Source organism: Streptomyces sp. NPDC026515 (assembly GCF_055567595.1).
Genome location: NZ_JBVHQD010000009.1, coordinates 283051 through 309847, shown reverse-complemented (window position 1 = coordinate 309847; position 26797 = coordinate 283051). Strand labels below are relative to the sequence as shown.

At 72.3% G+C, this 26797-nt stretch carries 25 protein-coding genes and 3 tRNA genes; 14 read left to right on the top strand and 14 right to left on the bottom strand.

Features of this window, described 5'->3' with window-relative positions:
• Nucleotides 1–37 precede the first annotated feature (37 nt).
• Nucleotides 38–1492, bottom strand: coding sequence for a xylulokinase (locus tag ACZ4O3_RS21305; protein ID WP_467723575.1), 1455 nt, complete (start codon nt 1490–1492; stop codon nt 38–40).
• Between the two features lie 136 nt (nt 1493–1628).
• The gene (locus ACZ4O3_RS21300; protein ID WP_362716729.1) at nt 1629–1934 is read right to left on the bottom strand and encodes a YtxH domain-containing protein; all 306 of its coding nucleotides are present in this window, start codon (nt 1932–1934) and stop codon (nt 1629–1631) included.
• A 144-nt stretch (nt 1935–2078) separates the two neighbouring features.
• On the opposite strand from ACZ4O3_RS21300, the gene ACZ4O3_RS21295 reads away from it, so the two are divergent.
• From ACZ4O3_RS21295 to ACZ4O3_RS21270, 6 genes are all read left to right on the top strand, one after another.
• Nucleotides 2079–2151: transfer RNA gene (locus ACZ4O3_RS21295), tRNA-Asn, on the top strand.
• A gap of 5 nt (nt 2152–2156) precedes the next feature.
• Nucleotides 2157–2229, top strand: a tRNA-Asn gene (locus ACZ4O3_RS21290).
• A 188-nt stretch (nt 2230–2417) separates the two neighbouring features.
• Nucleotides 2418–2494: transfer RNA gene (locus tag ACZ4O3_RS21285), tRNA-Ile, on the top strand.
• A 1147-nt stretch (nt 2495–3641) separates the two neighbouring features.
• On the top strand, nt 3642–4883 hold the full coding sequence (locus tag ACZ4O3_RS21280; RefSeq protein WP_362716726.1) for a PP2C family protein-serine/threonine phosphatase: 1242 nt from the start codon (nt 3642–3644) through the stop codon (nt 4881–4883).
• 235 nt (nt 4884–5118) lie between these two features.
• Nucleotides 5119–5367 carry a hypothetical protein gene (locus ACZ4O3_RS21275; protein ID WP_362716723.1) on the top strand — a complete coding sequence of 83 codons (249 nt, stop codon included), beginning with the start codon at nt 5119–5121 and terminating at the stop codon, nt 5365–5367.
• Nucleotides 5368–6129: 762 nt separating this feature from the next.
• Nucleotides 6130–6369, top strand: coding sequence for a hypothetical protein (locus ACZ4O3_RS21270; RefSeq protein WP_362716720.1), 240 nt, complete (start codon nt 6130–6132; stop codon nt 6367–6369).
• Here ACZ4O3_RS21270 and ACZ4O3_RS21265 read toward each other — a convergent pair.
• Nucleotides 6341–6817, bottom strand: coding sequence for a DUF5994 family protein (locus ACZ4O3_RS21265; protein WP_384987762.1), 477 nt, complete (start codon nt 6815–6817; stop codon nt 6341–6343). The two genes, ACZ4O3_RS21270 and ACZ4O3_RS21265, sit on opposite strands and share 29 nt — an antisense overlap.
• A gap of 284 nt (nt 6818–7101) precedes the next feature.
• Here ACZ4O3_RS21265 and ACZ4O3_RS21260 point away from each other — a divergent pair, with 284 nt between their 5' ends.
• The 3 genes from ACZ4O3_RS21260 to ACZ4O3_RS21250 all read left to right on the top strand — a co-directional run bounded on the left by ACZ4O3_RS21260 (nt 7102) and on the right by ACZ4O3_RS21250 (nt 9997).
• Nucleotides 7102–7677, top strand: coding sequence for a DUF5994 family protein (locus ACZ4O3_RS21260; RefSeq protein WP_467723572.1), 576 nt, complete (start codon nt 7102–7104; stop codon nt 7675–7677).
• 155 nt (nt 7678–7832) lie between these two features.
• Nucleotides 7833–8099: a hypothetical protein gene (locus ACZ4O3_RS21255; protein WP_362716713.1), complete on the top strand. Its 267-nt coding sequence runs from the start codon at nt 7833–7835 to the stop codon at nt 8097–8099.
• 794 nt (nt 8100–8893) lie between these two features.
• A complete protein-coding gene (locus ACZ4O3_RS21250; RefSeq protein ID WP_467723570.1) occupies nt 8894–9997 on the top strand; it encodes a helix-turn-helix domain-containing protein in 1104 nt (367 codons plus the stop codon).
• Between the two features lie 61 nt (nt 9998–10058).
• Here ACZ4O3_RS21250 and ACZ4O3_RS21245 read toward each other — a convergent pair whose 3' ends face one another.
• Genes ACZ4O3_RS21245 through ACZ4O3_RS21230 form a run of 4 tightly spaced genes read right to left on the bottom strand, consistent with a single transcriptional unit; the run spans nt 10059 to nt 13088 of the window.
• Nucleotides 10059–10808 (bottom strand): D-Ala-D-Ala carboxypeptidase family metallohydrolase, encoded by a 750-nt coding sequence (locus ACZ4O3_RS21245; protein WP_384987751.1) that lies wholly within the window; start codon nt 10806–10808, stop codon nt 10059–10061.
• A 36-nt stretch (nt 10809–10844) separates the two neighbouring features.
• Nucleotides 10845–11261 carry a hypothetical protein gene (locus ACZ4O3_RS21240; protein WP_362716704.1) on the bottom strand — a complete coding sequence of 139 codons (417 nt, stop codon included), beginning with the start codon at nt 11259–11261 and terminating at the stop codon, nt 10845–10847.
• Between the two features lie 37 nt (nt 11262–11298).
• A complete protein-coding gene (locus ACZ4O3_RS21235) occupies nt 11299–11703 on the bottom strand; it encodes a hypothetical protein (RefSeq protein WP_362716701.1) in 405 nt (134 codons plus the stop codon).
• A gap of 26 nt (nt 11704–11729) precedes the next feature.
• A complete protein-coding gene (locus tag ACZ4O3_RS21230; RefSeq protein WP_467723568.1) occupies nt 11730–13088 on the bottom strand; it encodes a GH25 family lysozyme in 1359 nt (452 codons plus the stop codon).
• 274 nt (nt 13089–13362) lie between these two features.
• Between ACZ4O3_RS21230 and ACZ4O3_RS21225 the strand changes: the two genes are divergently transcribed.
• From ACZ4O3_RS21225 to ACZ4O3_RS21210, 4 genes are all read left to right on the top strand, one after another.
• Entirely contained in the window at nt 13363–14154 is a 792-nt protein-coding gene (locus ACZ4O3_RS21225) for a hypothetical protein (RefSeq protein WP_362716695.1), read from the top strand.
• A gap of 221 nt (nt 14155–14375) precedes the next feature.
• Nucleotides 14376–15692 (top strand): alpha/beta hydrolase, encoded by a 1317-nt coding sequence (locus ACZ4O3_RS21220; protein WP_467723566.1) that lies wholly within the window; start codon nt 14376–14378, stop codon nt 15690–15692.
• Between the two features lie 645 nt (nt 15693–16337).
• Nucleotides 16338–16610, top strand: coding sequence for a hypothetical protein (locus ACZ4O3_RS21215; protein ID WP_362731855.1), 273 nt, complete (start codon nt 16338–16340; stop codon nt 16608–16610).
• A gap of 14 nt (nt 16611–16624) precedes the next feature.
• Nucleotides 16625–17047: a Clp protease N-terminal domain-containing protein gene (locus ACZ4O3_RS21210; protein WP_362731853.1), complete on the top strand. Its 423-nt coding sequence runs from the start codon at nt 16625–16627 to the stop codon at nt 17045–17047.
• Between the two features lie 21 nt (nt 17048–17068).
• Here ACZ4O3_RS21210 and ACZ4O3_RS21205 read toward each other — a convergent pair whose 3' ends face one another.
• From ACZ4O3_RS21205 to ACZ4O3_RS21180, 6 genes are all read right to left on the bottom strand, one after another.
• Nucleotides 17069–19192 (bottom strand): S9 family peptidase, encoded by a 2124-nt coding sequence (locus ACZ4O3_RS21205; protein WP_467723564.1) that lies wholly within the window; start codon nt 19190–19192, stop codon nt 17069–17071.
• 69 nt (nt 19193–19261) lie between these two features.
• Nucleotides 19262–20299, bottom strand: a complete 1038-nt coding sequence (locus ACZ4O3_RS21200; protein WP_362723509.1) for a rod shape-determining protein — start codon at nt 20297–20299, stop codon at nt 19262–19264.
• A 217-nt stretch (nt 20300–20516) separates the two neighbouring features.
• Entirely contained in the window at nt 20517–21881 is a 1365-nt protein-coding gene (locus ACZ4O3_RS21195) for a carboxyl transferase domain-containing protein (protein ID WP_467723562.1), read from the bottom strand.
• Entirely contained in the window at nt 21874–23325 is a 1452-nt protein-coding gene (locus tag ACZ4O3_RS21190) for an acyl-CoA synthetase (RefSeq protein ID WP_467723560.1), read from the bottom strand. Before ACZ4O3_RS21190 ends, ACZ4O3_RS21195 begins: the two co-directional genes overlap by 8 nt.
• Before the next feature lie 98 nt (nt 23326–23423).
• Nucleotides 23424–24035, bottom strand: coding sequence for an O-methyltransferase (locus ACZ4O3_RS21185; RefSeq protein ID WP_467723558.1), 612 nt, complete (start codon nt 24033–24035; stop codon nt 23424–23426).
• A gap of 39 nt (nt 24036–24074) precedes the next feature.
• Nucleotides 24075–25160 carry a MerR family transcriptional regulator gene (locus ACZ4O3_RS21180; protein WP_362718136.1) on the bottom strand — a complete coding sequence of 362 codons (1086 nt, stop codon included), beginning with the start codon at nt 25158–25160 and terminating at the stop codon, nt 24075–24077.
• Between the two features lie 157 nt (nt 25161–25317).
• Between ACZ4O3_RS21180 and ACZ4O3_RS21175 the strand changes: the two genes are divergently transcribed.
• Nucleotides 25318–26190 carry an ATP-grasp domain-containing protein gene (locus ACZ4O3_RS21175; protein ID WP_362718139.1) on the top strand — a complete coding sequence of 291 codons (873 nt, stop codon included), beginning with the start codon at nt 25318–25320 and terminating at the stop codon, nt 26188–26190.
• On the opposite strand, the gene ACZ4O3_RS21170 is transcribed toward ACZ4O3_RS21175, so the two are convergent.
• The gene (locus ACZ4O3_RS21170) at nt 26171–26725 is read right to left on the bottom strand and encodes a hypothetical protein (protein WP_467723556.1); all 555 of its coding nucleotides are present in this window, start codon (nt 26723–26725) and stop codon (nt 26171–26173) included. The two genes, ACZ4O3_RS21175 and ACZ4O3_RS21170, sit on opposite strands and share 20 nt — an antisense overlap.
• Between the last annotated feature and the right edge of the window lie 72 nt (nt 26726–26797).

Below are 26797 nucleotides of genomic sequence, written 5' to 3'. Positions count from 1 at the left end.
ACCCATTAACCCGACAGCGGACAGGCGCTTCGCGGTGTTACGCCCGGAACGCCCCGGGGTGGGTCTGCTCCCGCACCGACACGAACTGCTGCCGCACCGCCTGCCCGACGGCCAGCTCGTCCCCGGGCTCCAGCACCTGGGCCGCGGCCCCCTGCCAGACGGGCGGGGTGCGCGGATCCAGGGTCCCCTGCGAGACCCCGAGCGCCCAGGCCGCCTGCCGGGCCGCCCCGATCGCCGCGTAGTCCGCCGGCTGCGGTACGACGACCTGCGCGCCGAACAGCATCGGCGCCGCCGCCTGTACGGCCGGCAGCTCGGCGGCCTGTCCCAGCAGGAAGATCCGCCGCACCTCCACACCCCGGCCGCGCAGTACGTCCAGCGCGTCGGCGAGCCCGCACAGCATGCCCTCGAAGGCGGCCCGCGCGAGGTGTTCGGCCTTCATCGACTCCCGGCGCAGCCCGGCCAGCGTCCCGGCGGTGTGCGGCAGGTTCGGGGTCCGCTCGCCCTCCAGGTACGGCAGCATGACCAGCCCGTGCGAGCCGGGCGTCGACTTCATCGCCAGGTCGGAGAGGCCCTCCAGATCGGACAGCCCGAGCAGTTCGGCGGTCCCGCGCAGGGTCCGTACGGCGTTCAGGGTGGTCACCACCGGCAGGTGCATCCCGGTGGCGTCGGCGAGCGAGGTGATCATCCCGGAGGTGTCGGCGAGCGCCTCCGGGTGCACGGCCATCACCGACCCGGACGCGCCCAGGGACACCACGGCGTCCCCGAAGCCCAGCCCCAGTCCGAAGGCGGCGGCCATGGTCTCGCCGGTCCCCGCGGAGATCAGCAGCCCCTCCGGAGTCGTACCGGCCGCGTCCGAGGGCCCGATCACCTCGGGCAGCATGGCCTGATGGCCGAGGGCCAGTTCGACGAGGTCGGGACGGTAGCCGCCGGCGGCGGCCGACCAGTACCCGGTCCCGGAGGCGCCGCCGCGATCGGTGGTCCTCCTGACCGGCCGCCCCAGCAGCTGCCACACCAGCCAGTCGTGGGCCTGCAGCAGTCCGGCGGTCCGCCGGGCGTTCTCCTGCTCGGCCTTCGCCAGCCAGCGCAGCTTGGTCACCGGCTGCGCGGCCTGCGGCACGCACCCCACCGCCTGCGCCCAGGCCTCCCGGCCGCCGAGCGCGTCGATGAGATCGGCCGCCGCGACCTGGGCGCGGCGGTCGCCGCCGACGATCGCCGGGCGGACGGTGTTGCCCTGGGCGTCCAGCGGGATCAGCGCGTTCTGCTGCGCGGAGACGCCGATGGCCTGCACGCCCTCCAGAAGCCCGCCGCCGGCGGCCTCGCCGAGCGAGAGCAGCCAGGCCTGCGGATCGACATCGCTGGGGCGTGCCGCGCCGTCCGGCGTGTCGAGCGGGTGCGGTGCGTATCCCTGGCGGAGCACCGCACCCGTGTCCGTGTCGCAGACCACGATGCGAGTGAAATCCGGTGAGCTGTCCAACCCGGCGACTATCCCCATGGCGGGAATTCTGCCCCACGCGCCGCCGTGGTTCGGCCGAGGGCGCCGCAGGCGTTCGCGGGGACCGGCGGGTGCGGACGTGCCGAGACCGGCCGGCCAGTGCCCGGCGCCCCTCGGGTCCGCCGCCCCGACGCCGTTACGTGTTGCTGGTGCCCCAGTCGTCCGCCGCTGCTCCGTTGGGGTTGCGTTCGCGCAGGGCGCGGACCCGGGCGGCCACCGAGTCGGGCACGTGGTCCCCGACCTTCGCGCCGACCGAGTGGAACGCCTTGCCCGCGTAGAGCCGGCCCTGCTGGGCGGCGGTCTCGGCGGTGTTGCGGACCGCCGGGTTCTGGGCGACCTGGCGGGCGGACTTCTTCAGCTGCTCGTATCGCTCGCGTCCGGCCCTGGTACCCAGCACGTAGCCAAGAGCGAGCCCGGCGACGAACGTGAGCTTGTAGCGCATGGCGGCCACCCTTCCCTCGGGGGGAGTCTCGTCGGGGAGTACCGATTGGCGGAGCACCCCCCTGCTTGCGCTAATGTATGTGTCGCAGCGAGCGGGCGCCCCCTGGCGAATACCCAGGTAGGTACGTTCGATGCAACGAGGCATTCCTCCGTAGCTCAATTGGCAGAGCAGCCGGCTGTTAACCGGCAGGTTACTGGTTCGAGTCCAGTCGGGGGAGCTCGGTCCTCCGTAGCTCAATTGGCAGAGCAGCCGGCTGTTAACCGGCAGGTTACTGGTTCGAGTCCAGTCGGGGGAGCATGCTGAACGAGGACCCCTGCGGGGGTCCTTTTTCATGTCCGTTGCGAGTCCGCGGGAACCGCTGGGCCTGCGCCGATGTCCTCAAGGTCGTGAGCATCGCGGAAGCCGACCATCCGAAGCAGGAGATCGTATGAGCGGCTATGCTGCGGCAGACGGCGCGCACACTTGTACGCGACACGCCGCTATGGGGCGGTAGCTCAGCCGGTTAGAGCAGCGGACTCATAATCCGTCGGCCGTGGGTTCGAGTCCCACCCGCCCCACCAGCGCAGGTCTCTGAGCTGCGGAAACGTTCATTTCCGGGTGTCGGAGCGTCAACTTTGCCTGAACGGACTGAATCCGCTGCTCGTGGGTTCGGTATCGTAGCCGGCCGATCTGGCCTGACCTGCAGAGATGCGCTGGCGTCGCGGTTCGGGAAGTCGCCGGGTGCGGCTGGCGCGGGCGGTTGGAAACCGAATTCGGGACGCTCGCAGGACGCAAGGAGGCGGAAGCCGCTGTTCCGTTGCGTGTCTTCAACGCCTGCGGGGCATCGGAACGGCGGGTGGCAGGACGTTGTGTCTGGGTTTCCTGATCACAGAGCCGCTGCTGAGGTCGGTCCGGAGCGGGGGTACAGCCCGTACCGGACACGGTCCGGAGACTTCTCGATGAGTCGTGCCACGGGGCTCGAGTCGTGGTGGCGAGGTACGTCGAGGTTGCGGTCCCTGCGCGGCGACCGCTGTCGTGGCGGCGCTCCGCGCCCTCGGCTTCGACACATCCAAGGGGCTCCTGTAGATGGGGGCCAGGGCCCGTCCTGTCAGCGGAGATGGCACCGGACAGGCCCTGGCGTGTTCGGGGGCCGCTGGTTGCGGAGGAGAGCGCCTGGGGACGATCCCGTTGCCGTACGTCGGTTCGGGCGCAGCAGGGCCGCGGTGTCCGGCTGAAGCGGTCCATCCGTGCTCAGTGGTTCTGCGGTGCTCCGCGTGTGCGGGACCGATCTGCTGATCGGGATCTATCCAGCCGGGTGCAACACCGGTACGACGCCCGCACAAGCTCGCCCGCGACGTCTGCGACGGCGAGAAGGGCACCACCCCGGCCGGGCGCGTGACGCCTTCGCGTACCCGCTTGCCGGCCCGGTAGGCGGACTGGCGGCACGCGGGCCGGCAGTGGAGGGAGTCACGGCGGCGACCATGCCTGTTTTCGACAGGGTGTTGGTGTCTCGGAGCCACTCGGCAGCGAGATCGGGAGCCGCTGTGTGGACACCGGATTCGAGAGAGGCCTCTCTTGACCGGGTGTGACATGCCGCCGTTGGCGTAATCGGCTCGTCGGGTCGGTCGGCCGCGTCAGGCTGTGCGGATTGGCGGTCGTATCGGGAGTCCGTGTGTACCGATCACGTGATTGGGCCTTCCAGCGGATCCGCCAAGGGCGGGGGCGGCTGTGACGGCAGGAGAGCCGCAGCCCGAGAAGGGCGCGGTGGACCGGTCGGAAGGATTCGGTGAGCGGCTGCTGGGGGCGTTGCTGGACCGGGCCCACGAGATGCCGCCGCATCTGATCGCCCCGCTGATCGTGGACCTGGTGGGCCGGATCGGGGGCCGTGACGTCTCGGTCCTCCTGCAGGACTACGAACAACTGATGCTGGTGCCGCTTCCGGGTAGGCGGCTGACCGTCGGCGAGCGCGCGCCCGTTGACGGCTCCCCCGCCGGCACGGCCTTCCGGAGCGGAACCCCCGTCGAGGTGCCGCAGGCAGACGGCGTACGGATCCACCTGCCGTTGCTGGACGGCAGCGACCAGGTGGGGGTGCTGGCGCTCACCCTGGACACCGTCGACGACGACGACCGGCGGCTGCTGCACCGACTGGCCTGCCTGGCCGCCCACATGCTGGTCACCAAGAACAGCTACACCGACCAGTTCTTCCAGACCCGACGGCGCGAGCCGATGAGCGTGGCCGCGGAGATCCAGTGGTCCCTGCTGCCCCCGCTGTCGATGTCCACCCCGCAGGTCGCGGTGGCCGGCATCCTCGAACCCGCCTACGAGGTCGCGGGCGACAGCTTCGACTACGCCCTCAACGACGACATCCTGCACGTCGCCACGGTCGATGCGATGGGCCACGGCCTGGAAGCCGCCACCATGGCGACCGTCGCCATCGGCGCCTACCGGCACGCCCGGCGTACCGCCGTCGGGCTGTCCGGGATCTACGCGTTCATGGACCGGGCCATCGCCGGGCAGTTCGGGCCCGAGCACTTCGTCACCGCACAGATGATGCGCCTGAACGTCGCGACAGGCCGGCTGCAATGGGTCAACGCCGGTCACCCCGCGCCGCTCCTGATTCGCGACCACCAGGTCGTACGGCAACTGCACAGCCCCACCACCTTGCCGGTCGGCTTCGGCGGTGACGAGCCCCAGCTCAGCGAGCAGACGCTCCAGGTCGGAGACAGGGTGCTGTGCTTCACCGACGGCCTGATCGAGGAGCACGACGCCCGCGGCGAGCAGTTCGGCGAGGAGCAACTCATCGCCTGGGTCAACCGCATCGAGCACGCCGAGGAAGGGGTTCGGGCGGTGGTGCGCTCCCTCTCCCGCACCCTGATCCGGGAGCGAGGCGGGATCACCAGCGACGACGCGACCCTCTTCCTGATCGAGTGGCGCGGGGGTACCGCCGACCACCTTGCCACCCTGTCATGAGGTGTCTTCGAACTTGATGGGGTGTCGGCCGCGGCGGTCCTCCCGTGAACCTTGGCGGACGGTCGAACGGCCCTGGCCGACCGGATCGCGGCGAGGCGGCCGGCGGCCGTGCGTCGGCGGCGCCCCCACCTGCTTCGCAGACCCGGAATGAGCCGATACCGCCCGACTGGTGGTGCGCCGTCGGCGATGGCTCCGGCATCTCACGCGAGAAAGCCGCGAGGTCTATCGTGAAGGTATGAGCGTGTTCATCAAACTGGTGGAGAACCGGCCCCCCAAGGAATACGCGGAGCCGGCGGCAGCAGATATCTCCTACGACGACATCACCGAAGGTGAGTCGCCCGCCACATACGAGTACGACCTGCTTCCGAGCGGCGCATTGCGGATCCTCAGGGTGACCAAAGGCGAAGCCGCTGTCGTCGAATCGATCTACGCCCCCGGACTCTGGTTCCGTGTCCGGGGGCAGTGGCGCATTAATGCGGAATAGCAAGCCCCTTGCCGACGGTTGCGCGCGTGCCGGCTTCTGGGCGCGGTCGTCGGTACGCGAGGTCCGAGCAGAATGTGCTCATGCTTCGCGGCATCCTAAGGAATCACGTCGGAAACTACCTTGCAGGGGTACTATGGATGGTGGGTTGCGCACTCTCACGTGTTGCGCCTGAAAGGACGGCCCCGGCGGTTTCACCGGGGCCGTTTGGGGGATCACGCCGAGCGTGCCGGTGCGGTCACGACTCGGCGCAGAACCACTCGGTCCCGGCCGACGCCGTGAGGCTGGTGAGGTACTTCGGCTGCGCCGCTGTGGTCGGCACGGGACCCCTGCCAGCCCGTAGGAGCCGGTCCTGCCCCGGGGCGGCACGATAGACCCGGCGGGGATGGCATGGGCGGCGAGCCAGTCCCGCCCGCGCCCGCAGTGGGCGACGTCGCCGATCCCGACACCGCCGCGGTGTCCCACCGGGCCCGGCCCCCCACAGAGGCCGTCACGCTCACGGTGCGCGGGGAACCGGAAAGAAAACCGGTGCTGCGGCCGGCCACCGGGCCCCCGGCCACAGGTGTCACGCACGGTCATTCTCATGAACGGTCATCTGCGAGAGTTCTGCGAGAGCCGGGAAGTGATCACATTTTCCGCGGGTCGCCGTTCGCGAAAGTCCCCTCGAAACCGACATGTTGTGCGAGGCGCCTCTGGGAGACTGCCGCCATGGATCTCACGCCGATCAGGGCGCATTGGCGGTAGAGCGTCACAACTGACCGAACCGTGTTCTTCGCCGTCCTCACCGTCGCCGGTCAGATCGAGCGCAACTACATTCGGGAGAAGAACCTCGAAGGCCGGGTCACCTCAGCGGCCAAAGGAAACCACGGCGGACACCCCAAGATCATCGACGACGACATGCTCATTGCGAAGAAGCTCACCCTCAAGACCGGGAAGAACGCGGGCAAGAACCCCTCGGTCGGTCGACGGCCTGGTCCTATTCAGGTTTGGGTGTGGTGGCGATGAGGATCTGAGCGGCCTCGGTGATGTTGTCGGCGCGGACGGCGCGGGCCATCGCCTCGCGGGCGGCGTCGGCGGTGGTGTCCGGGGGAACCACCAACAGGGCGAAGTGGTCGTTGTGGCCGCGGGTGATGAGGACGGTGTTGTCGCCGACCGGGTCGGAGTCGAGGTGCACGACCTGGTCGTCGATGACCAGGCGAGTCGGGAGGCCGTTCCAGGCGGCCGCGTCCACGCCCACGCGGGTGATCGGTCCAAGATGCCCGGTCAACACGCTGATCAGCGCGGGCAGCTCGGTCTCGATGTCGCGGGTACGGGGCCACCACGCGCCGTCCAGGAGTCCCTCCCGGGACCGCGTGGTCTCCAGCCGCAGCAGGGCCGTACCCGGTTCGACCGCCTGGTGGATCGCATCCGGCAGCAGCAGCCGGGGCGGGTGGGGAAGGTCGGTGTCAGCCATGTGAGTCTGCCCGTCTCTGGGGTGCGGCGGTGCGTCGTCGCAGTTCGCGGCCGACGCCGGTGCCTGCCCCCGACGTGCACGAGCCCGCCGTCGTTTCACGATACTCCCGCCGCCCGATCCGGCATCCGCCGGAAAATACCTGGTCACGGCGGTCAAGGTTCGCCGAACAGGCGTACAGTGAAAGCACCGGAGGTACTTCGCACACCGGCTTTCACGCGGGTGTCATCTCCGGCGAACACGAAAAACCGGGCTGCCGACGGGCAGCCCGGGGGCAGGTCCGCATCATGACCACGACCCTCGACCGGACCGCGCCCCGCGACCTCGCCGCAGAGCTTCCGGCACGCTTGTCCCTCACCCCGAAGACCACGCTCGCCGGCCAGCTGGACGGGGCCTGGTGGCCCTACTCCCGCGACCTCGAAGCCGAGCTTCCACGGCTCGCCGCCGCCCTGGAGATTCCCTGGGGCCGCATCACGCGCGTGACCGTGAACCCCACCCGCTGGCCCGTCGTGCCGCACACGGTTGCTGTCGGCGGGCGCATGCTGCACGTGGGGTGGTTCACAGAACAGGACCCCGACAAGCTCATCCTGCTCTCCTACACCGTCGGGCGCTGGGACCTCCTCGTCGTCCCGCCCGAGACTGCACCCGCGGCCGCGGCCCGGCTGATGTCCGCCGCAGCGATCCCGGGCGGCGTCCTCACCGCGGGCGTCCTGATGAGCAACGAAGCCGTCCTGGGGCGCGGCATCCGTGACGCCGTGCTCCGGGAGGCCACCTGGGAGGGCGAAGGCGGGGCCTGTACGTCTCCCTTCGGGATGCCAGTGCGGCGAAGGGCCCTCCCACTGTCCGGAAACGGCCGGAGGTGACAGTCATCGCGGTGATCGTCCTCGCGATCGGTATCGGGATGCGCCCGATCCACCTGCGCAATGCCCAGCACGGCGCACGGGTCGCGCCTACCGCTTCAGCGACCCCCTGCCGAGACCTCCCGGCTTCTCGCCCACCCCGAAGGGAACACGCCCACGTGAAGTACATCGAGACCCAGACACCGGCATCGCTCGGGCACGCCGAGGTACGGATCATCGCGCACACGCCCCAAGCCGCCCGAGCGGTCGCGGAGGCGCTTCGCCACTGCTTCGCCGGAGCGGAACAGCGCAGCTATCCCGGCCCGGACGGCGCCACCCGCCTCCACCTCACCGTGGACACGGCAACACCCGCCGGCCCCGCCCGCTCCTGGCTGGCCGCCAGCCGGAGCTCCGTCGGCACCGGCGCCCACGCCGACGAGACCTGACGTGTGAGTCACAACCGTTCGTGTGGGCCAGGGACTGGCCGATCGGCGGGGAGTGGAGCTCGGGCAGGCCCTGGCGGATTGAGGCGATGTTCCAGGACGGGGCGGGGGGCTCGGCCCGCGTGTCTCCGGATCGAAGCGGGTGTGAAGGCGCGTGCTGTTTGTGCCTGGGCTGTCTTCCGCCTACGGACCGTCGCCCGGAGTTGCCCGGTGACGATCAGAGGGGGCCGGACGGTTCTCATGTCGGGATCTGCGAGCGTCGCGAGGTGCCCGCCTGATGGTGGCTGTACGGTGATGGCGCTGTAGAAGGCTGCTTCGCCGCGCAGTCGGCTCAGGCCGAGAGGGATTCGATGTGACGGGCCTCTTCGTGGGCGCCGATGCGATCAAGAGCCCGGCTGACTTGAGTTCGAAGCGGTCCGGGGGCGTGGCCGGTCCGCCGGTCCGGCAGGAGCAGTCCCGTTACGGCGATTCTCACCTTGGCGAGAGCGGGATCGTGCTCCAGTTCCTGGTGGGCCTAGCTCGAGATCGCGGATAAGGGATTCCCGAATGTCCCCGCGCAGCGCGATGTCCGCCTGCTTGGTGCAGGTCACTCGGGTGCGGACGGTGTCGCTGAGGGCTCGCAGTGCGTCCTCGCGCCGGTCGGCGAAGAAGTGCAGACGGGCCTTGTTGACGTGCTGTCAAATATGAATGCAGGGACGGGAGTTGATGACCCGAGGGCGATATCGAAAGAACGTACGCGCCCCAATCCCGCGGTGTAGCTTCTACCCGTCAGTAGAGGCTTGAGCAAGGGGGGACGTATGGTTGCCTCTCCGCGGACCGACAAGTTCGCCGCCCACCTCCGGATGCTGAAGGACCGCAGCGGCCGGGGGTACGACCGTCTCGGGAAGGAGGCGGGCGTCAGCGGTTCCAGCCTGCATCGGTACTGCTCGGGGCTCAGCGTTCCGGCGGACTACCGGGTGGTGCACGCCTTCGCCAAGGTGTGCGGCGCGAGCGCGGAGGAGCTCCGCGAACTCCACCGGCTGTGGGCGCTGGCGGACACCGACCGGGACGTACCGGCCGCGACCGTCAAGGAGGACCCGGAGCCCGAGGCGGGGGCGGCGGCCGACGGGGCGGAGGCGCCGGCCGCGGAGGTGCCGGCGAGCCCGGCGCCGGGTGATGTGACCCCGGCGGAGACCGTCCCTGAAAGGACCGCGAAGCCGCGGCGGTACCGGTTCCCGGACAAGCTGTCCTCACGTTCCGCGATACTGGCCGCCGTTGCCGCGGTGGTGCTGGTGGCCGGGTTCGTGTGGATGCCGGTCGGAAGCATCGCCGGTGACGCGCCGGCGGCCGACGGCGAGCTGCTGTACTCCCCTGCCTGCAAGTCGGTGAGCATGGGGCAGCACGACGAGTGCGTGCGGGAGGTGCAGACCCTGTTGACGCGGGCCGAGGGGAGGCTCGCCATCGACGGGGACTTCGGGCCGGAGACCCTGCGCCGGCTGACCGCGTTCCAGGTGCTCGCGGGTCTGCCCGCCACCAACGTGGTCGACGACGCCACCAAGAAGGCGCTCTACGCGCGGAAGGTGAGCATGACCACGTGGTCGTCGGCGAGGGTGGCGAAACGGGTCCGTGAGGTGTTCGTCGAAGATCCCGGGACCGCCGTGGCCGTGGCCCGCTGCGCGTCCTTCCTCGACCCGCTGTACGTACTGCCCAACACCAACGGCAGCCGCAACTGGGGCGTGTTCCAGATCTCCGACGCGCGCCTGCGGGAACTCCACGGCACCCCGCTGCGGGCGTTCGACCCGGACTGGAACATCAGGGCGGCCCATCGCCTGTGGAGCGTACGGCACGACTTCCACGACTGGCCCTCCTGCGAGGCGGCGCTGAAGAGCACGTCCCACAGCACACCCGTACCGAAGAGATGAAGCCCGGAGCTCCGGGTACCGAAGCGGCGGTACCCGGAGCTCCGCTCCCCCGGGAGCGCGATCAGACCGTGCCGTTCTCCCACCACCAGGCGCGGCCGAGGTCGGCCCGGCTGTCGACGTGCTGGTGGTCGACGGTGTACGTCTCCAGCCCGGAGAACCCGCAGGTCTCCGCCTTCTGGTAGACGGTCTTGGTGGCCACGCCGGACACGTCCAGGTCGGCGGCCGTGCCGTACAGGTGCATGCTGTCGCTCGCGCCGCCGATGTCGGCGTTGTGCGCGATGCTGCGGAAGCCGGAGTTGACCGTGATCGGCTTGTCGCCGAGCTTCTTGCGCAGCGCCTCCAGCTTGTACATGCAGCGGCGGACGTTCTCCTTCACCTGCGACGCGCTCAGCTTGCCGCCGTTGAAGGTGCCGTCCGTCTGGTTGTAGAACTCGCTCCAGTTGAAGTGCAGCGTGGAACCGTCCGACTGCTCCAGCGAGTTGAGCTTGGCCTGGGTGTTGGGTCCGACCTCGGCGTCGACGCTGAGACCGTACGCCGCCTGGAACCGGCGCACGGCGGCCGCCGTACCGGGGCCGAACTCCCCGTCTATGCCCACCCGGCTCTGGCTCGCGCTGTCCGCGGCCCAGCCCGCGACCCGGATCTGCAGTTCCGTCACGTCGGCGCCCGTCGCGCCCTGGGTCAGTGTGCGCGACCACGAATAGGCCTGCGCGACACCCGGGAACAGCAGCTGGCCGAAGGCGACGCCGGCACCGGCGGCCAGCGTGCCGCGCAGCATGGTGCGGCGGTCGATGGGGCGGAAGGAGGAAGACATGGTCGTCCTTTCGGGAAGAGGCGCGAAGAGGATGGGTCAGTAGGCGATCTGGAAGGTCACGTTCTGCGCGTCGGTGTCGTAGGCGTGCACGCGCAGGACGAAGTGGGTGCCGTCCAGGACGTCGGTGGCGACGGTTCCCCACTCGGTACCGTGGGTGGTGTACGCGTCGCCGTTGTTGCACTTGGTGGTGTGGTCGGTGAACACCACGCAGGCGTCCAGGTACACGCCCGGCTCGTCCGTGACGAGCCGCAGGTTGATGTCGTTGCACCGCGAGGACGTGGTGTAGGTGCCGTACTCCTTGGCGGCCGCCTGGTAGTGGTACGTCAGGGTCTTCGCGCCGCCGTAGCAGCTGGTGGCGGCGGCCGAGGTCCCTGCGGAGGCGGGCGCGACGCCCACTCCCAGCAGGGCGGCCGCGGTGATCAGGGCCGCGGGCAGGATCCTGCTCCGGATCATGGTGGTCTCCGTTCCGTGCGAGGGCAGAGGACGAGGGTCAGAAGGCGATCTGTACGACGGCGTCGTCGCCCTCCAGGGGCACGCCGTTGGGCACCGTGAACTTGGTGCCGTCCAGGACGTCGGTGGCGATGGTCGTCCAGCCGCGGCCGACCTTGGTCCAGCGGTTGCAGACGCCGGTCTTCGCGAACTTCACGCAGGCGTTCACGTACTCCGCGGTTCCGCCGGTGACCCGCATGTTGATGTCGGTGCAGCGGCTGGTGGTCCAGTAGGGGCCGAAGTCGAGGACGTCCCCGTAGCGCACGGTGACGGCCCCGCCGTAGCAGCTCGTGGCCGCGGTTGCGGCCGAGGCGGTGTGTGCGGGAGCGGTGAAGCCCACGGTGACGAACAGCGCGACCAGGGACGCGCGTGCGAACCGGGTGGGCCGGGTGGTCCGGGTGGTCATCGGGATCCTCCTTGGTACGGCCGGGATCAGCGGTTGGCCAGCCGGTCGAGGTCGGCCTGGGTGCCGTTGAACACGTCCGCGGTCGCCGGTGCCTTGATGCCCGGGAACAGCGCCGCGTCGGTGTACTGCCACATCGCCCAGGTCGTCGAGCCGTTCGGGACCGGCGGCTGGGTGATCGACTGGCGGTAGTCCGCGAGTTGCAGCGGATACCGGGCGAAGGCGGTGGTCGAACCCAGGCAGTCGTCCAGGAAGGACTTCTGGGTGTAGATGATCGGCGTGCGGCCGAAGGCCGCCTCCACCTTGTCGAGCCAGGCCCTGGCGTCGGCCACCGTGCCGTAGGTGGGGCAGCGCCCGCTGCCGTCGTCCATGCGCTCCAGGTCGAACACCGGCGGCAGGTCGCCCGCCCGCTGCCCGGTGTAGCCGGTCGCCTGCACGGCGGCGATGAACCGGTCGGCCTGCGCGGCACCGGTGCCGGCCGCGGTGCCCGTGTAGAAGTGGTAGGGCGCGACGGCCAGCCCCGCCGCCCTGGCCGCCGGGAGGTCGGTGGCGAGGTATTCGTCGGTGACGTTCAGCCCGCGGGTGGCCTTGACCGTCGCGAACTCGGCCCCCGAGGCCCTGACGGCCTTCCAGTCGATCGGCGCGCCGCCGGGGTGCTGGTACTTGGCGGTGTCCAGTCCGTCGACCGGGTGGCCGGCCGGGCGCGGTGGCGTGCAGTACGCCTGACGACTGGACCAGTCGACCAGTTTCGCCCAGGTGTTGGGGCCCACGACGCCGTCGGCACCGAGGTTGGCGCAGTGCTGGAACTCGATGACCCGGCTCTCGGTGCCGCCCCCGAAGTCACCGTCGATCGTCAGAGGCGGGTAGTGGAAGGGCTCCATGGCCAGGTTCAGCCGGCACTGCGCCTCCTCGACCTCGGTGCCCTTCGCGCCCTTCCGCAGGCTCGGCCGGGTGTCGGTGTGGCCGCACACGGCCGCCTGCACCGTGCCCGGCGTGCCCTGGGTCGCGCAGGTGTGCGGTTGTGCGGCCCAGGTGTTCAGCGCCGCCCAGGTCTGCGGGCCGAGCACGCCGTCCGCGTCCAGGCCGGCGCACCGCTGGAACTCCTCGACCCGCGTCTCCGTCGCCGGTCCGAACGAGCCGTCCGCCGCGATCGGCGTGTACTGGCTCGGCTTGGTCGCCAGATTGAGTTCGCACTGAGCCTCGACGGCCGGGTCTCCGGTCGATCCCTGCCGCAGGGTGGGCTGTGCGCTGGTGTGCCCGCAGACCGCGACCGCGGCGGCCGCGGCGGACTCCGCCGCCTGTGCCGCCTGTACCGCCGTCGGCCCGTACAGGGGCAGGACCGCTGCCACGGCGAGGGTCAGACCCCGCAGAAGCGTCCTCTGTCCCATCTGGTGTTCCCCCTCAGGTTGGTGGCCGGGAGCTCCCGGCAGGGATCAGGCTGGCAGGGCTCGTCCCGAACGGGCCCGGCTTCTCTTCGGCCGGGACGCCGGGACAGTGGCACGCCTGTGATCTGCGGGGACGGATCACCGCTGGGATGCGCCTGGGACGGGGCGGCGCAGACCGGGGGCAACCGGGACCGGCCCTCGTGTGTCTAGTCGGCATGACCCGTCATCAGGCCTGCCGTGCGGAGCCGGTGAGGCCGTCGATCCCGAGGGGGAGTCCATGCGTGTGCGTGCGGCCGTCGTGCTGTTGTCCCTTGCCGCTTGTTCCTACACGTCCGTGGTTCCGGCAGCCGCCCGGGCGGACGCCGCGACCGCGTCGGGCGGTACGGCGTTCTCGGACGTCGTCGTCAACGGCGGCAGGCCCGTCGTACTCGGCCTGACCACCAGGAGGACCGTGACCATCAGCTGGACCGCCGCGGACCCGGACGGCGTCGCCGCGTCCTGGGCCTATCTGTGGCACGGTCCGAACACCGACGACGCCGACGGCATCCTGCCGCTCTACCCGCAGCCGGGAACGTGCACGGCGGCCTCCGCCGACCGCACCACCGTCACCTGCAAGGTGAGTTTCGCCGTGGACGCCGCACGGGACTTCCGCCACAACGCTCTCGCCGGCACCTGGAAGGTGCTCGCCGGGGCGCAGGACACCGGCGACGACTGGACGGAGACCGACGTCGCCGGTACGGCCCGGGTCCAGCGGCTGGCCAGGGTGACGGTGAACGCCGCGCCCGAGCCGGTGAAGAAGGGCAGGACCGTCACGGTCACCGGCAGGCTCACCCGCGCCGACTGGGAGAGCGGCGGCTACGCCGGCTACCGGGGACAGCCGGTACGGCTGCAGTTCCGCAAGAAGGGCAGTTCCACGTACACCACCCTGAAGACCGTCACCAGTGGCAGCCGCGGCGCGCTGCGGACCACCACCACGGCGCGGACGGACGGCTTCTTCCGCTTCCTCTTCCCCGGCACCGCCACCACCGGTCCGGCCACCGCCGCGGGCGACTTCGTCGACGTCAGGTGAGCGAGCGCCCCCGGCGGACGGGATCCGCCGGGGGCCTGGCGGAGCACTCCGGGACGTGCCCGCGGCCGCCCGGACCCGGGCCGAAGTCGATCACCCTGCGACATAAAGGAACAGGCAATGTCTTTTGCCTGAATCGCTCGTTACGGAACGGGAAAGGCTCTTCCGCCCTCCTCCTGTGCGTAGGGCATACGCACGGGCAGGGAAGTCAGGGACTGAACGACATGGGTTTGACCAGTCGAACGACCGTATACGCGACGGTGGCGCTGGCCGCCCTCTGTGTGGCGCTGCTGGTCTGGCTGTGGCCGCGCTTCGCCAGGCCGGGGCTGTGGCCGGTGCTGGGGCGGCTCGGGGGCGTCGCCGTCACCCAGGTGACGATCGTCGCGGCGTTCGCGTGCGCGGTGAACTCGTCGTACCAGTTCTTCGGTTCCTGGAACGAACTGTTCGGCGACGTCGACACCGCTCCCGTCGGCGTCACGCAGGCGGCCGGCGGAAGCGGCGACGGCTCGGTGAACGGCATAAGCAGCGTTCACGGCGCGCTCGTACAGCCCGCGGGCGACCAGCAGCTGAACCGGGTCAGCGGACTGCCGGACGGACCGGCCGCGGCCGTCGGCCGGGTGGAATCCGTCAAGATCGTCGGCAGGCGCACCGGCGTGGTCGACCCGGCCTTCGTCTATCTGCCGCCGCAGTACTTCCAGAAGGCCTACCACCGCATGCGGTTCCCGGTGATCGTCGCGCTGAGCGGCTACCCGGGCAGCATCTTCAACCTCGCGCAGCACCTGCGGGTCTCGCAGACCGCCGGGGAACTGCAGGGCAGGGGCCAGATGCAGCCGACGATCATGGTGATGATCCGGCCCACGATCGCCCCGCCGCGCGACACCGAGTGCGTGGACGTCCCCGGCGGACCGCAGACCGAGACGTTCCTGGCCAAGGACCTACCGGAGGCGATCAGGTCCGCCTACCGGGCCGGGCACGACGCGAGTTCCTGGGGCGTCATGGGGTACTCCTCGGGCGGCAGTTGCGCCCTCCAGCTCACGATGCGCGACCCCGGCGTCTACACCACGGCCGCCGCCCTGTCCCCGGACTACAAGGTCAAGGACGACCCCACCACCGGCAACCTCTTCGGCAGCGGTCCGGGCCGTCAGGCACGGGTCGACGGCCATGACCTGATGTGGCGGCTGAAGCACCTGCCCGTCCCGCAGGTCTCGGTCCTGGTCGCCAACAGCAAGCACGGCGAGAAGGGGTACCCCGAGACGCAGGCCTTCATCAAGGCCGTCCGGGCGCCCATGCGGGTCGTCTCGATCCTCCCGGAGGACGGCAGCCACAACTTCCCCACCTGGGTACGGGAGATGCCCGCCGCCCTGAAGTGGATGAACGGCCAGCTGACCTTCCCGCAGGACGTCGTACCCCGGCACCACGCGAGGAAGCAGGCGACCGAGGCCGACGCCACGCCCCGGCCCGCCCGCACCCCCGGCTCCGGCCGCGGTTCGCTCCGCGCGGAGGGCACGGAACCCAGCTCCACCGCCACGGCCCGCCGCTGACGTACGGCCGGGTCACCGGCGGAGAACCGTCCGGTGCCCGCGCCGGCGAACTCGCCGAGGCCGCCGCCCATGTCGGCCGGCTGCCGGCCGGCGGGCTGCCGCGCCCGCGCGCCGCCGAGGTGCTGCCGCCGGCCTCGGCGGCCGAGGCCCACGCCAGACCGGAGGCGGGGGAGGCCCGCGCGAGACGGGTGCTCCGGGTCCGGCCGCCCCGGCGCGGCTGACCGCCGCCAAGTCCCCGGTCGTTACGTGCGGATGACGTCGCGTTGCGGGAGTGTCACGCGACGGGTCCGGCGGCGGCCCGGTTCCCGGACGGAGGTGATGGGCAGGGGGAAGACGGTTTGCCAACTCGCGGCGCTCATGAGGCTTGGAGGTGCCGGTCGCGGGGCATGGCCCTCCTACCGGACGGCAGGCCCGGTCAGGGCTCGGCAATGAGGAGGGCGTCATGGACGGTCGGATCCGCGTACGCGTTGTTCGTCGGCCCGCTCCCCGGGGGCAGGAGATCGACCGCAGGACGCCTTCCGGGCGGATCCTCCCGTACTAGGCGGGGGGCTGTCCGCGGGCCGCACAACACCCGCCCCCAGGGCGGGCCTTGGTCCCGACCGACCGTCAAACACGGATTGACGGTCACAGGTCGTCAATTCAGGATTGACGCATGAGTCACTCGACATCAGCCTCGCCGACCTGATCGCCCGACTCGACGAGGAACTTCCCGAAGCCGACCCGCCCGCCCGGGTCAGCGAGGCCCGGCTGCGGTCCCAGACCCTGTCCGACCTCGGTGACCAGCTCATCGACCACTACGTCAGCAAGGCCAAGCAGACCGGCGCGTCCTGGACCGAGATCGGCGACGCCATCGGGGTGACCAAACAGGCCGCCCAGCAACGCCACACGGCCGACCCGTTCGAGCGTTCACCAACCTGAACCGGCACGGCATCGTGCTGGCCCAGGAGGCCGCCCGGACCCACCGGCACGACTCCATCGGCACCGAACACCTCCTGCTCGGCCTCCTCGGCGAACCCCGCGGCCTGGCGTACGAGGTGCTGGTCGCCAAGACCGAGTCGGAGCAGCGCATCCGCGACGCGACCGGGGAAGCGCTGCCGCCTGCCGGTCACAAGGCGCTGCCGGGTCACATCCCGTTCCGCCCGGAGAGCAAGGATGCCATCGAGCAGACACTCCGCGCCTCCGCCGACCTGGGCCACGACTGGGTCGGCACGGAGCACATGCTCCTGGGCCTGATCCGCACCGACGGGAGCCCGGCCGCACGGATCCTGCGCGACCTCGGCTTCACGCCGGACGAGCTGCGCGAGTCGGTCCAGGCCGGCATCGCCCGCCGGTCCACCACACCCGACCATCGCTGACCAAACCCCCGTCCGGCCCGGTCAGCCCCCCAGGTGCCGCCGGAGGAACTCCAGTTGGTGCCCGAGCAGCCGCGCGAACGTGTCGCCGGCCGGCGCGGAGTGTGTCATCCCGCTGAGCGGCAGCACCTCGTGCGGCCGCCCCGCGGCCAGCAGGGCACGGGACAGCAGCAACGTGTTGGCCACGAAGGCGTTGTCGTCCCCCAGCCCGTGCGTCAGCAGCAGCGGGCGGCTGAGCTGCGGAGCGTCGGCGAGCAGCGACGACAGCTCGTAGCGCTCCGGGTACCGGTCGGGCGGACCGAGGAAGCGCTCCTTCCAGCAGGCGTCGTAGAGACGCTGGTCGGTGAGCGGCGCGCCGGCCACCGCGGCGTGGAAGACGTCGGGCCGGCGCAGCACCGCGGCCGCGGCCAGCGTCCCGCCGAACGACCAGCCGCGGATCCCGACCCGGCCGAGGTCCAGCTCCGGGTGGCGCCCGGCCGTCAGCCGCAGTGCGGCGACCTGGTCGTCCAGGGCCGGGCCGATCAGGTCGCCGAAGATCTCCTTCTCCCAGCGAGGCCCGCGCCCGGGCGTCCCCGCCCCGTCCACCACCAGCACCGCGAAGCCCTGTTCGGCGAACCACTGCGAGACGAAGGCGTGACCGGCCTGTTCGGCCAGCACCTTCTGCATCGCGGGGCCGCCGTAGGGGTCGACCAGCACCGGCAGCGGGGCAGCACCGGTCCGGTGCCAGGACGGCAGGAAGAGGCGCGTGCGCAGGGCGCGCGGCCCGACGGCGGCGGACTCGAAGCGCAGCTCCAGCAGCGGCTGTTGGGTGTGCGAGATGATCTCGACGGGCGCGCGGCCGGCCGGTCCCGGCCGACCGTCGCCGGCCGGCCGGCACACGGTGGTGTACGAGCCCGGCCGGTCCGGTGATCGCGTGGTGAGGACCAGCGTGCCACCGCCGTGAGCGCCCGTGTGCACGCCCGGCTGCCCGGTCAGCCGACGGACGCCCTCACCCCGGCGGTAGGTCCACACATGGCGCTCGGTGGGTTCCGCGGAGGCCACGAAGAACACCGTCTCGCCGTCCACCGCGAGCACCTCGTGCAGTTGCAGGCCCTCCGGGGTCACCGGGGCGCCGCCGACGGCCAGGTGCCGGGTCTCGTCCCGGTCCAGGTGGTCGACGAGCAGACCGGAGGCGGTCCGCGCGGGCACCCCGGGCACCAGCAGCTCCACCCAGCGCTCGTCGTGCCGCTCGGCCAGCAGGCTCGTCGCGCCGTCCGCGGGGTCGACGGCCAGGACCCGGAGCGTGCGCTGGTCGCGGCTGAGTACGGCGGCGAACGGACCGTGCCCGTCCCAGCCGGCCACCGGCAGGTACTCGAAGCCGGCCCGGTCCCAGCGGACCTCGGTACGGCCGCCCGCCAGGTCGGTGATCCACAGGGTGACGTCGGCGTTGGCGGTGCCGACCCGCGGGTAGCGCATGGCGCGCGGCGGTTTGGCGGGGTCGCCCGGGTCGGTGACGTACCAGAGCGCGACCTCCCGGTTGTCCACCCGGGTGGTCAGCAGCCGCTCCCCGTCCGGCGCCCACCAGTACGCCCGGTGGCGGCCCATCGACTCGCTCGCCACATGCTCCGGCAGGCCGAAGAAGACGTCCGGACCCTCCGCCGGCCCGGGCTCGGCCACCGCACGGTCCTCGCCGCCGCCGGCTCCGATCACCCGGAGCGCGCCGTGCGAGACGTAGGCGACATGACGGCCGTCAGGGGACGGGCGCGGGTCGATCACCGGCCGGCGGGCGGGCAGCCGCCGGACCGCGCCGGAGCCGGTGTCCACCACCCACAGCTGCCCGGAGATCGCGAACGCGGCGAGCCGTACGGCCGCGTCGGTGGCGTAGTCGGTGATCCCGGAGGCCGCCTGGCGGGCGCGCTCGCGCCGGACGCGTTCCTCCTCCGGCACCTCGTCGGCCGCGCCGTCGAGCAGCCCGGCGGGGTCGGCCAGCAGGTGCTCCGCACCGGATGCGGGGTCGAGCGACCACAGACACCCGACGGGATCGTCTCCGGCCCGGCTCCGCAGGAACAGGACACGGGCTCCGTCCGGCGCCACGGTGAAACGGGCGGGAGCGCCGAGGGTGAAGCGACGGGTGCGGGCGAGCTGCCGCAGCAGCGGGGAGATCACCATGCCCGACACTGTGGCACCCGCCGACCGCGTGCCGCACGGCAGTTGTACGGTCCGGTCCGGCGTGGGGGGCTAGGCGGCCAGGGGGTTCAGCACCAGGGGTTCGATGCGGCCCTCCAGCATCGCGCCGATGCCGTGGACGACGCACACGTCCGGCCGTTCCGCGATGTGTACCGGCATGCCGGTGGCCTCGCGCAGCAACTGGTCGAAACCCGGCAGCAGCGCCGAGCCGCCGACCATCATGATCCCGCGGTCGGCGAGGTCGGCGACCAGATCGGGCGGGCAGTCCCGCAGCACCTTGCCGATCCCGTCCAGCACGCCGGTGAGCGGCGTGTGGATGGCGTCGCGTACCGCGGCGGTGTCGACCCGTACGCTGCGGGCGAGGCCGGTGGCCACGTCCCGCCCGTGGATCTCGGTGGAGGCCGGGCCGTCCGGGGTGAGGCCGTTCCCGCACAGGGCGAGCTGCAGGGGCCGTACCGACTGGCTCGGCAGCATCAGTTCGTGCTCGTGCCGCAGGTGCTGCACGATCGCGCGGTCCACGGCCTCGCCGCCCACCGGCAGCCGCTCGGCGCACACGATCGACCCGAGGGAGAGCACCGCGACCTGGGTCGCCGCGGCCCCGCAGACCAGGATCATGGTGGCCTCGGGCCGCTCGACCGGCATCCCGCACCCCACCGCGGCGGCGATCAGCGTGTCGACCAGCTCCACCCGCCGCGCCCCCAGCCCCGCCAGCGTCTCGATGGTCGCCCGCTGGGCCAGCGGATCCGCGTCGTGCGGGGTGCAGGCCGCCGCGCGCAGCCGGGGCTTTCGGCGCAGGGAGCGCCGGATCTTGTCGCCGAGCAGATGGCGCAGCATCCGCTGGGCGATCTCGATGTCGACGACGGTACCGCCCGAGATGGGGCGCACCACGCGGATGTAGTCGGGTGTCCGGCCCGTCATCTTCTCCGCGAACTCGCCCACGGCGATCAGGGCACCGGTCCGCGTGTTCACGGCGGCCACGGAAGGCTGGTCGACGACCAGGCCCATGCCCTTCACGTACACCCGGGTGCGGGCGGCCCCCAGATCGACGGCGAAATGGCAGCGGCGCAACTGCTCCAGACTGACGGTCACGGCAGATCCTCCCGAGTGTGCGCGGGCCGTACGCGGTGGCACCGCCGGTCGGCGGCCTGCTTCGCATCCTCCGGGGGATCCAGGCGGCGCGCCTTCGGGAGGGGGCCGGGTGGGGCAACGGCTGAACGGGGGGTTTCCCCGTCACCGGGCGCCGGGCTCGCCGGGGTGTCGTACGGCGACGGCACCGCCCGGGGGACCCCCGGTCGCCCGGGAGAGGTCACTCGGGGCCGGGGTGACCGGCGATGCCCCGGATCACGCCCAGCTCCACCAGGTCCTGCGGCCGGATCCGCAGCTGGCCGGCGGTGGCCTCGGCCTCCTCCGGAGTCCGCTTGAGGATCGCCGCCGCCAGCTCCGGAGCGATGACCGAGAAATAACTGTCCGGCGTGGCCCAGGTGTTGCCGGGCGCGGCCAGCGCCAGCGCCCCGCCCGAGCCGCCCTCGCCGATGACCAGGGTGGTGATCGGCGTCCGGGCCGCCGCCACCTCGCCGAACAGCTCCGCGATCGCCGCGCCCACGCCCTGCCGTTCCGCCTCGGCGTCGTTGGCGGCGCCCGGGGTGTCGACGAGGGTCAGCACGGGGATCCCGAGCCGGTCGGCGAGCCGTATCAGGCGGCTGGCGGTCCGGTATCCGGCGGGCCGGGTCGCCGTGCCCGTCTGCGCGGCGAAGGCGACGGTACGGCCGTCCCGCTCGCCGAACCCGCACAGCATCCCCTCCGGATCCGCGCCGCCGCACCGGTCGCCGACCAGGGCGACCCGGCGGTCGCCGAAGCAGGCGTCCAGGTAGGCCTGCGCACGCGGCCGGCGAGGATCCCGGGCCCGCAGGACGGCCTGCCATCCGGTGCCGGGCAGCCCGGTGCCGCCCAGGGCGTCCGGCGGGGCCGCGGGGACCGTGGCCGCATTGGTGAGCAGCCGCAGCCACAGCCCGAGCGCCGCCTTCAGCTCGTCCAGCGGTACCACGGCGTCCGCCGAACCCGCCGCGAGCTGCGCGTACGCGGTGTACGCGGCCGGGTCCGCGTCCGCCGGGCGGACCCGGGAGCCCGCGAAACCCACCTGCGCCCCGGGCAGCGCCAGGATCACGTCGGCACCGGCGCCCAGGGTGGCCCAGCCGCCGCCGGTCGTCGGATCGCGCAGGACCGCGATCTGCGGCAGCCCCGCCTCCCGGGTGAGCGCCGACTGCCGGGCCACCCGCTGGAGCTGGGACAGTGCGAGCATGCCCTCCTGCATCCGGCTGCCGCCGGTGGCCACCAGCGGCACCACCGGGAGCCGGTGCCCGCGGGCATGCCGGTACGCCGCCTCCAGCCGGTCCCCGGTCCGCTCGCCCAGCGAGCCGCCGAGGAACCCGAACTCGAACACGATCAGCACGGCCGCCGTGCCCTCGACGCGCGCGGTGCCGACGACGACGGACTCCTCCTCGCCGGTGCGTTCGGCTGCGCGGGCGCGGGAGGCGTCGTAGCCCTGCCAGCCGAGCGGGCCGTCGGGCCGGGACTCCCGTGCCGGGGGCGGGAGTTCGGCGAAGGTGCCGGGGTCGGCGACGAGGTCGAGGAACTGCCGGGCGGAGAGCCGGACCGCGCGGTTGTCAGGCACCGAGGGCCCGCTTCATGATCTTCCCCATGTCGTTGCGGGGGAGGGCGTCCAGGTAGCGGACGACACGCGGACGCTTGTGCGGGGCGAGCCGGCCGGCCACATGGTCCGCCAGCTCCCGCTCCCCGGGCGGGGACTGCGGATCCCCGGGGACGATCCAGGCGACGATCCGCTCGCCCAGGTCCGCGTCCGGCTCCCCGGTGACGGCGGCCTCCCGCACCCCCGGGAACTCCAGGAGCGCGTTCTCGATCTCCCCCGCCCCGATCTTGTAACCGCCGCTCTTGATCAGGTCGGTGGCCTTGCGGCCGACGATCCGCACATAGCCGTCCGGCTCGCGCACGGCCATGTCGCCGGTCCGGAACCAGCCGTCGGCGGTGAACGCGGCGGCGGTGGCGTCGGGGCGGTTGAGGTACTCGGTGAACAGGTTCGGGCCGCGCACCTGGATCTCCCCGACGGTCTCCCCGTCGTAGCGGGCGATCGCCGTCCCGTCCTCCTCCACCAGCCGCAGCTCCACCCCCGGCAGCGGCACGCCCACGGTCCCCGCCCGGGCCTCACCGTCCGCGCGGACACTGGTGTTCATCAGCGTCTCCGTCATGCCGTACCGCTCGACGACCCGCCGCCCGGTCGCGGCCGCGATCCGCTCGTGGTCGTGGACGGGCAGCGCGGCCGACCCGGAGACCAGCAGCCGGGCCCGGCCGAGGGCCTTGGCCAGCGCCGGGTCGGCGGGCAGCGCCTCGGCGATCCGGTGGTACATGGTGGGAACGCCGAACATCATGGTCGCGCCGTCGTTCAGCTCGCGGGTCACGCCGTCGGTGTCGAACCGCCCGAGGTGCCGGACGCTGCCGCCGCGCCGCAGCGGTCCGAGGACGCCCAGCACCAGCCCGTGCACATGGAACAACGGCAGCCCGTGCACCAGCACGTCGTCCCCGGTCCACTGCCAGGCGTCGGCGAGCGCGTCCAGGGTCGTGGCGAGCGCCCGGCGCGGCAGGACGGCGCCCTTGGGCGGTCCCGTGGTGCCGGAGGTGTAGACGACGAGGGCGGGGTCGGCCTCGGTGGTGCGGTCCTCGGGGACCGGGCCGGCGGCCCGCACGTCGACGTCGATACGCGGCAGGCCGGCCAGGGCCGCGGGGAGCGCGGCCTGCGGGGCGGCCAGCACCGCGGCCGGCGCGCTGTCGGAGAGGATGTGCGCGAGTTCCTTCTCGCCCGACCTGGGGTTGAGCGGAACGGCGGCCCGGCCGGCGAGCAGGGTGCCGACGACGGCGACGGCCGTCTCCAGTTCCGGGGTCGCCCACACGGCGACCCGGTCGGCGTCCGCGATACGGCCGGCGAGGGCGCCCGCGGCGGCGGCGAGCTGCCCGTACGTCAGCGACCGTGCGCCGAACCGCAGGGCGACCCGCCCACCGCCTTCGCCCGGACCGTCCACCAGGGCCGGAAAGAGAAAGGACACGCGACGACTCCTCACCGGTCGGAACCTCGACAGCCCCTTCCTACACCAGTCGCCGCCTGCGGGGCCGTCCCACCCGTACACCGGCCGACCGCCTCCGGTCACCGCCGGCGTGCGTCGAGAGTCGCCACGACGGCGCACAGATCGGGCGCGAGCCGCACCTCTACGGCCCGCAGCGCGGGGTGTTCCAGCCAGTGCAGGCGTGCCCGGTCCGGCATGCCCTCGTGCAGGGGCGGCCACTGCGGGGAAGGGGTGAAGTCGTCGACGACGACCGTGCCGCCGGGGGTCAGGAGGCGCTCCACGTCGGCGGGGTGGTCGCCGGGGCTCTTGCCCTGCCCACCGCCGTCCAGGACCAGCAGGTCGAACGGGCCGTGGGCCGCGATGTCCCGCCAGTCACCGTGGACCACCGTCACCTCGGGGTGCGCGGCGAAGACCCCGGCGGCCGCCCGGGCCCGCCCCGCGTCCCGTTCCACGCTGACGAGCCGGACGCCGGCCCGGGCCCCGGAGGCCAGCCAGGCCAGCCCGACCCCCAGCCCGGTCCCGGTCTCCCCGATCCGCCCGGGCGCACCACCGGCGAGCACCTGGAGCAGCCGCCCCTGCTCCGGGCGGCAGGAGTGGGCGAAGCCCCGGGCCCGGGCGGCGTCGACGGCACGCCGGACGAGGGGCGGGAGGCCGGGAAGGCCGGCATGGGCGTCGGTGCCGTGAACGGTCATGCCGGACTTCCTACCTGACGGGGGCTCCCCGCACGCCTCTCATCCGGCCGAGGCGGGTGGACGGGTGGCAAACACCACGTCAGCGACGACGACGCTCACGTTGTCAGCACCGCCCACCGCATTCGCCTCGTCCACCAACCCCCGTGCCACATCCGCCAACTCACCTCCGCCCCCCAGCAACTCCCGGATCCGCCGGTCGCAGACCTCCCTGCTCAACCCGTCCGAGCACAGCAGATACCGGTCCCCGCCCCGGGCCTCGTGCAGCTTCAGATCCGGCGTGCCGGACGACGCGCCGCCCGACAGCGCCTTGGCGAGCAGCATCCGCTGCGGATGGCTGCCGGCCTCCTCCGGTGCCAGCCGGCCCTCGTCGATCAGGGACTGCACCACACTGTGGTCGTGGGTGATGCGGAACAGCTCTCCGTCGCGCAGCAGATACGCCCGCGAGTCCCCGATGTGCACCAGCGCCAGCCGGGACCCGGTCCACAGCAGCGCGGTGAGTGTCGTACCGGCGTCCGTACTGCCCTCCGCCGCCTCCCGCACGGCCTCACGCGCCGAACGCACCGCGTCGTCCAGGAGGTTCAGCACGTTGCCCGCCGAAAGCTCGGCGTCCTCCAGGAACTTCAGCGCCCGCACGGCGGCCGCACTGGCCGACGCCCCGGCGGCCCCGCACCCGTCGGCGACGGCCAGCAGCCGGCGCCCCGCGTACACGGTGTCCTGGTTGGCCGGCCGGACGTGCCCCCGGTCCGAGTGGGCGGCGTAACGCAACTCCAGCATGGTGGTCGTGTCCCTTCTCGATTCACCCGACAGATGGTCGACGAGGAACGCGGCCAGGTCGCCCCGTACGGCGGTCTCCGCCTCGACCCGGGCCCAGTACGCCCGGATCTCCTGAGCGGCCCGGCCGGCGGGCAGCCCGCACACCTCGCGGATCCGCGCCAGCGGCATCCCCAGCCGGCGCAGCCAGGCCACCAGCCGGGCGGCTTCGAGCTGCTCGGCGGCGTAGTACCGGTAGCCGGTCTCCGGGTCGACCCGGGCGGGCCGCAGCAGGTCCAGCTCGTCGTACAGCCGCAGTGCCTTTGGCGACAGCCGGCAGGCCTTCGCGAAGGCGCCGATGGTCAGCCACTTCATGCCGTACCTCACGTTCCTCGACGTCCGCCACCGATGCTGGGGCTTCACCGAGGGTGAAGGTCAACAGGGCGGCCGCGGTTGCGGTACGGAAGGCCGGAGTGGTTAGCCTGCGACGGGCCGGAACACCGGCCGTCACCAGGACGAGGGAGCTCCCGCCGTGCCCCGGATAGTGCTCGCCACCTACGATCCCGGCGCGGAGCCGAGCAGGGACCAGGACCTGCCGGTGCTGCTGCGCGCGCTGACCGCGGCGGGGGCGGACGCGGTCGCCCGTCCCTGGGACGACCCGGACGTCGAGTGGGGCGCCTTCGACCTGGTCGTCGTCCGCTCCACCTGGGACTACAGCTGGCGCACGGCGGAGTTCCTGCCGTGGGTGGAGCGGGTGGGGAAGGCGACCCGGATCGCGAACCCGGCCGCCGTGGTCCGCTGGAACAGCGACAAACGGTATCTCGGTGAGCTGGCGGCGGCCGGTGTGCCCGTCGTGCCGACCCGGTATCTCGCGCCGGGCGACCCCGTCGAGCTGCCGTTCGACGGTGACTTCGTGGTCAAGCCCACCTTCGGCGCCGGCGCCCGGTTCGCCGCCCGCTACACGCCGGGCGAGCACGGGACGGCGGTACGGCAGCTGGCCCGGATGCACGACGAGGGGCTGACGGCGATGGTCCAGCCGTACGTCGCCGGGATCGACGTCAGCGGTGAGCGGGCGCTGCAGTTCTTCGGCGGCCGGCTGCTGCATGCCAGCCGCAAGCGGGCGGTCCTCACCCCGGGCACGGCGTACGACGCGGACAAGGCCGCCCACCCCGACCTGGCGCGGTGGGACCCGACCCCGGCCGAACTCACGGTCGCGCAGGGCGCGTTGGCCGCCGTACCGGAGGCGCCCGAGCTGCTGTACGCCCGGGTGGACCTGGTCGACGGGGCGGAGGGACAGCCTCAGGTGATGGAGCTGGAACTGGTCGAGCCGAACCTGTTCCTCTTCCTGCATCCCGGATCGGTGGCCGGGGTGGCGGAGGCGGTCCTCACCGCGGCGCGTCGATGACCGCCGTGCGCTGGAGCAGGCCCCAGGTGAACTCCGCGACCACCCGACGGCCGTCGGGGACCTGGAAGGTGAGGCCCCAGCGGGTCGGGGCCGTGCCCTCCAGAGGGCGGGCCGGGGCGAAGGCGCGGGCCGCCTCGTCGACCGTGCAGGACCAGGGGGCGAGGTCGTCGAGGGTCTCCAGCCTCGGGGCGGCGGCGCCGGGGGCGCGGACCAGCCATTCGTTCCACACCGCGCTCCCGGGGCCGACCATGACCTCGAAGCGGAGGGTGGGCCACAGGGGGAGCGGCCACTGCCAGGCCGTGCACTCCAGGTCGCCGACGGTGCGGCTGGTCTCGGAGCCGGGCGGGCCGAGGACCGAGCGGTAGCGGGCCGCCGCCGAGCGGGACCGGGGCGAACGGACCATCGCCTGCCACCGCCTGTTGGCCTCGCGCATGTCCGCGATCGACGCGCCCAGCGTGCGCCGGGCGTCCTCGACCAGGTCCGGGTTGTGGTCGGCCATACGGCGCAGCAGCACCAGCTGGAAGTCCAGTTGCATGCCACCCATGGTGCACATACGGATACCCGGCTGGTTCCCGGCCATTGCCCGGGCAATCCTCGATGGCTAGCC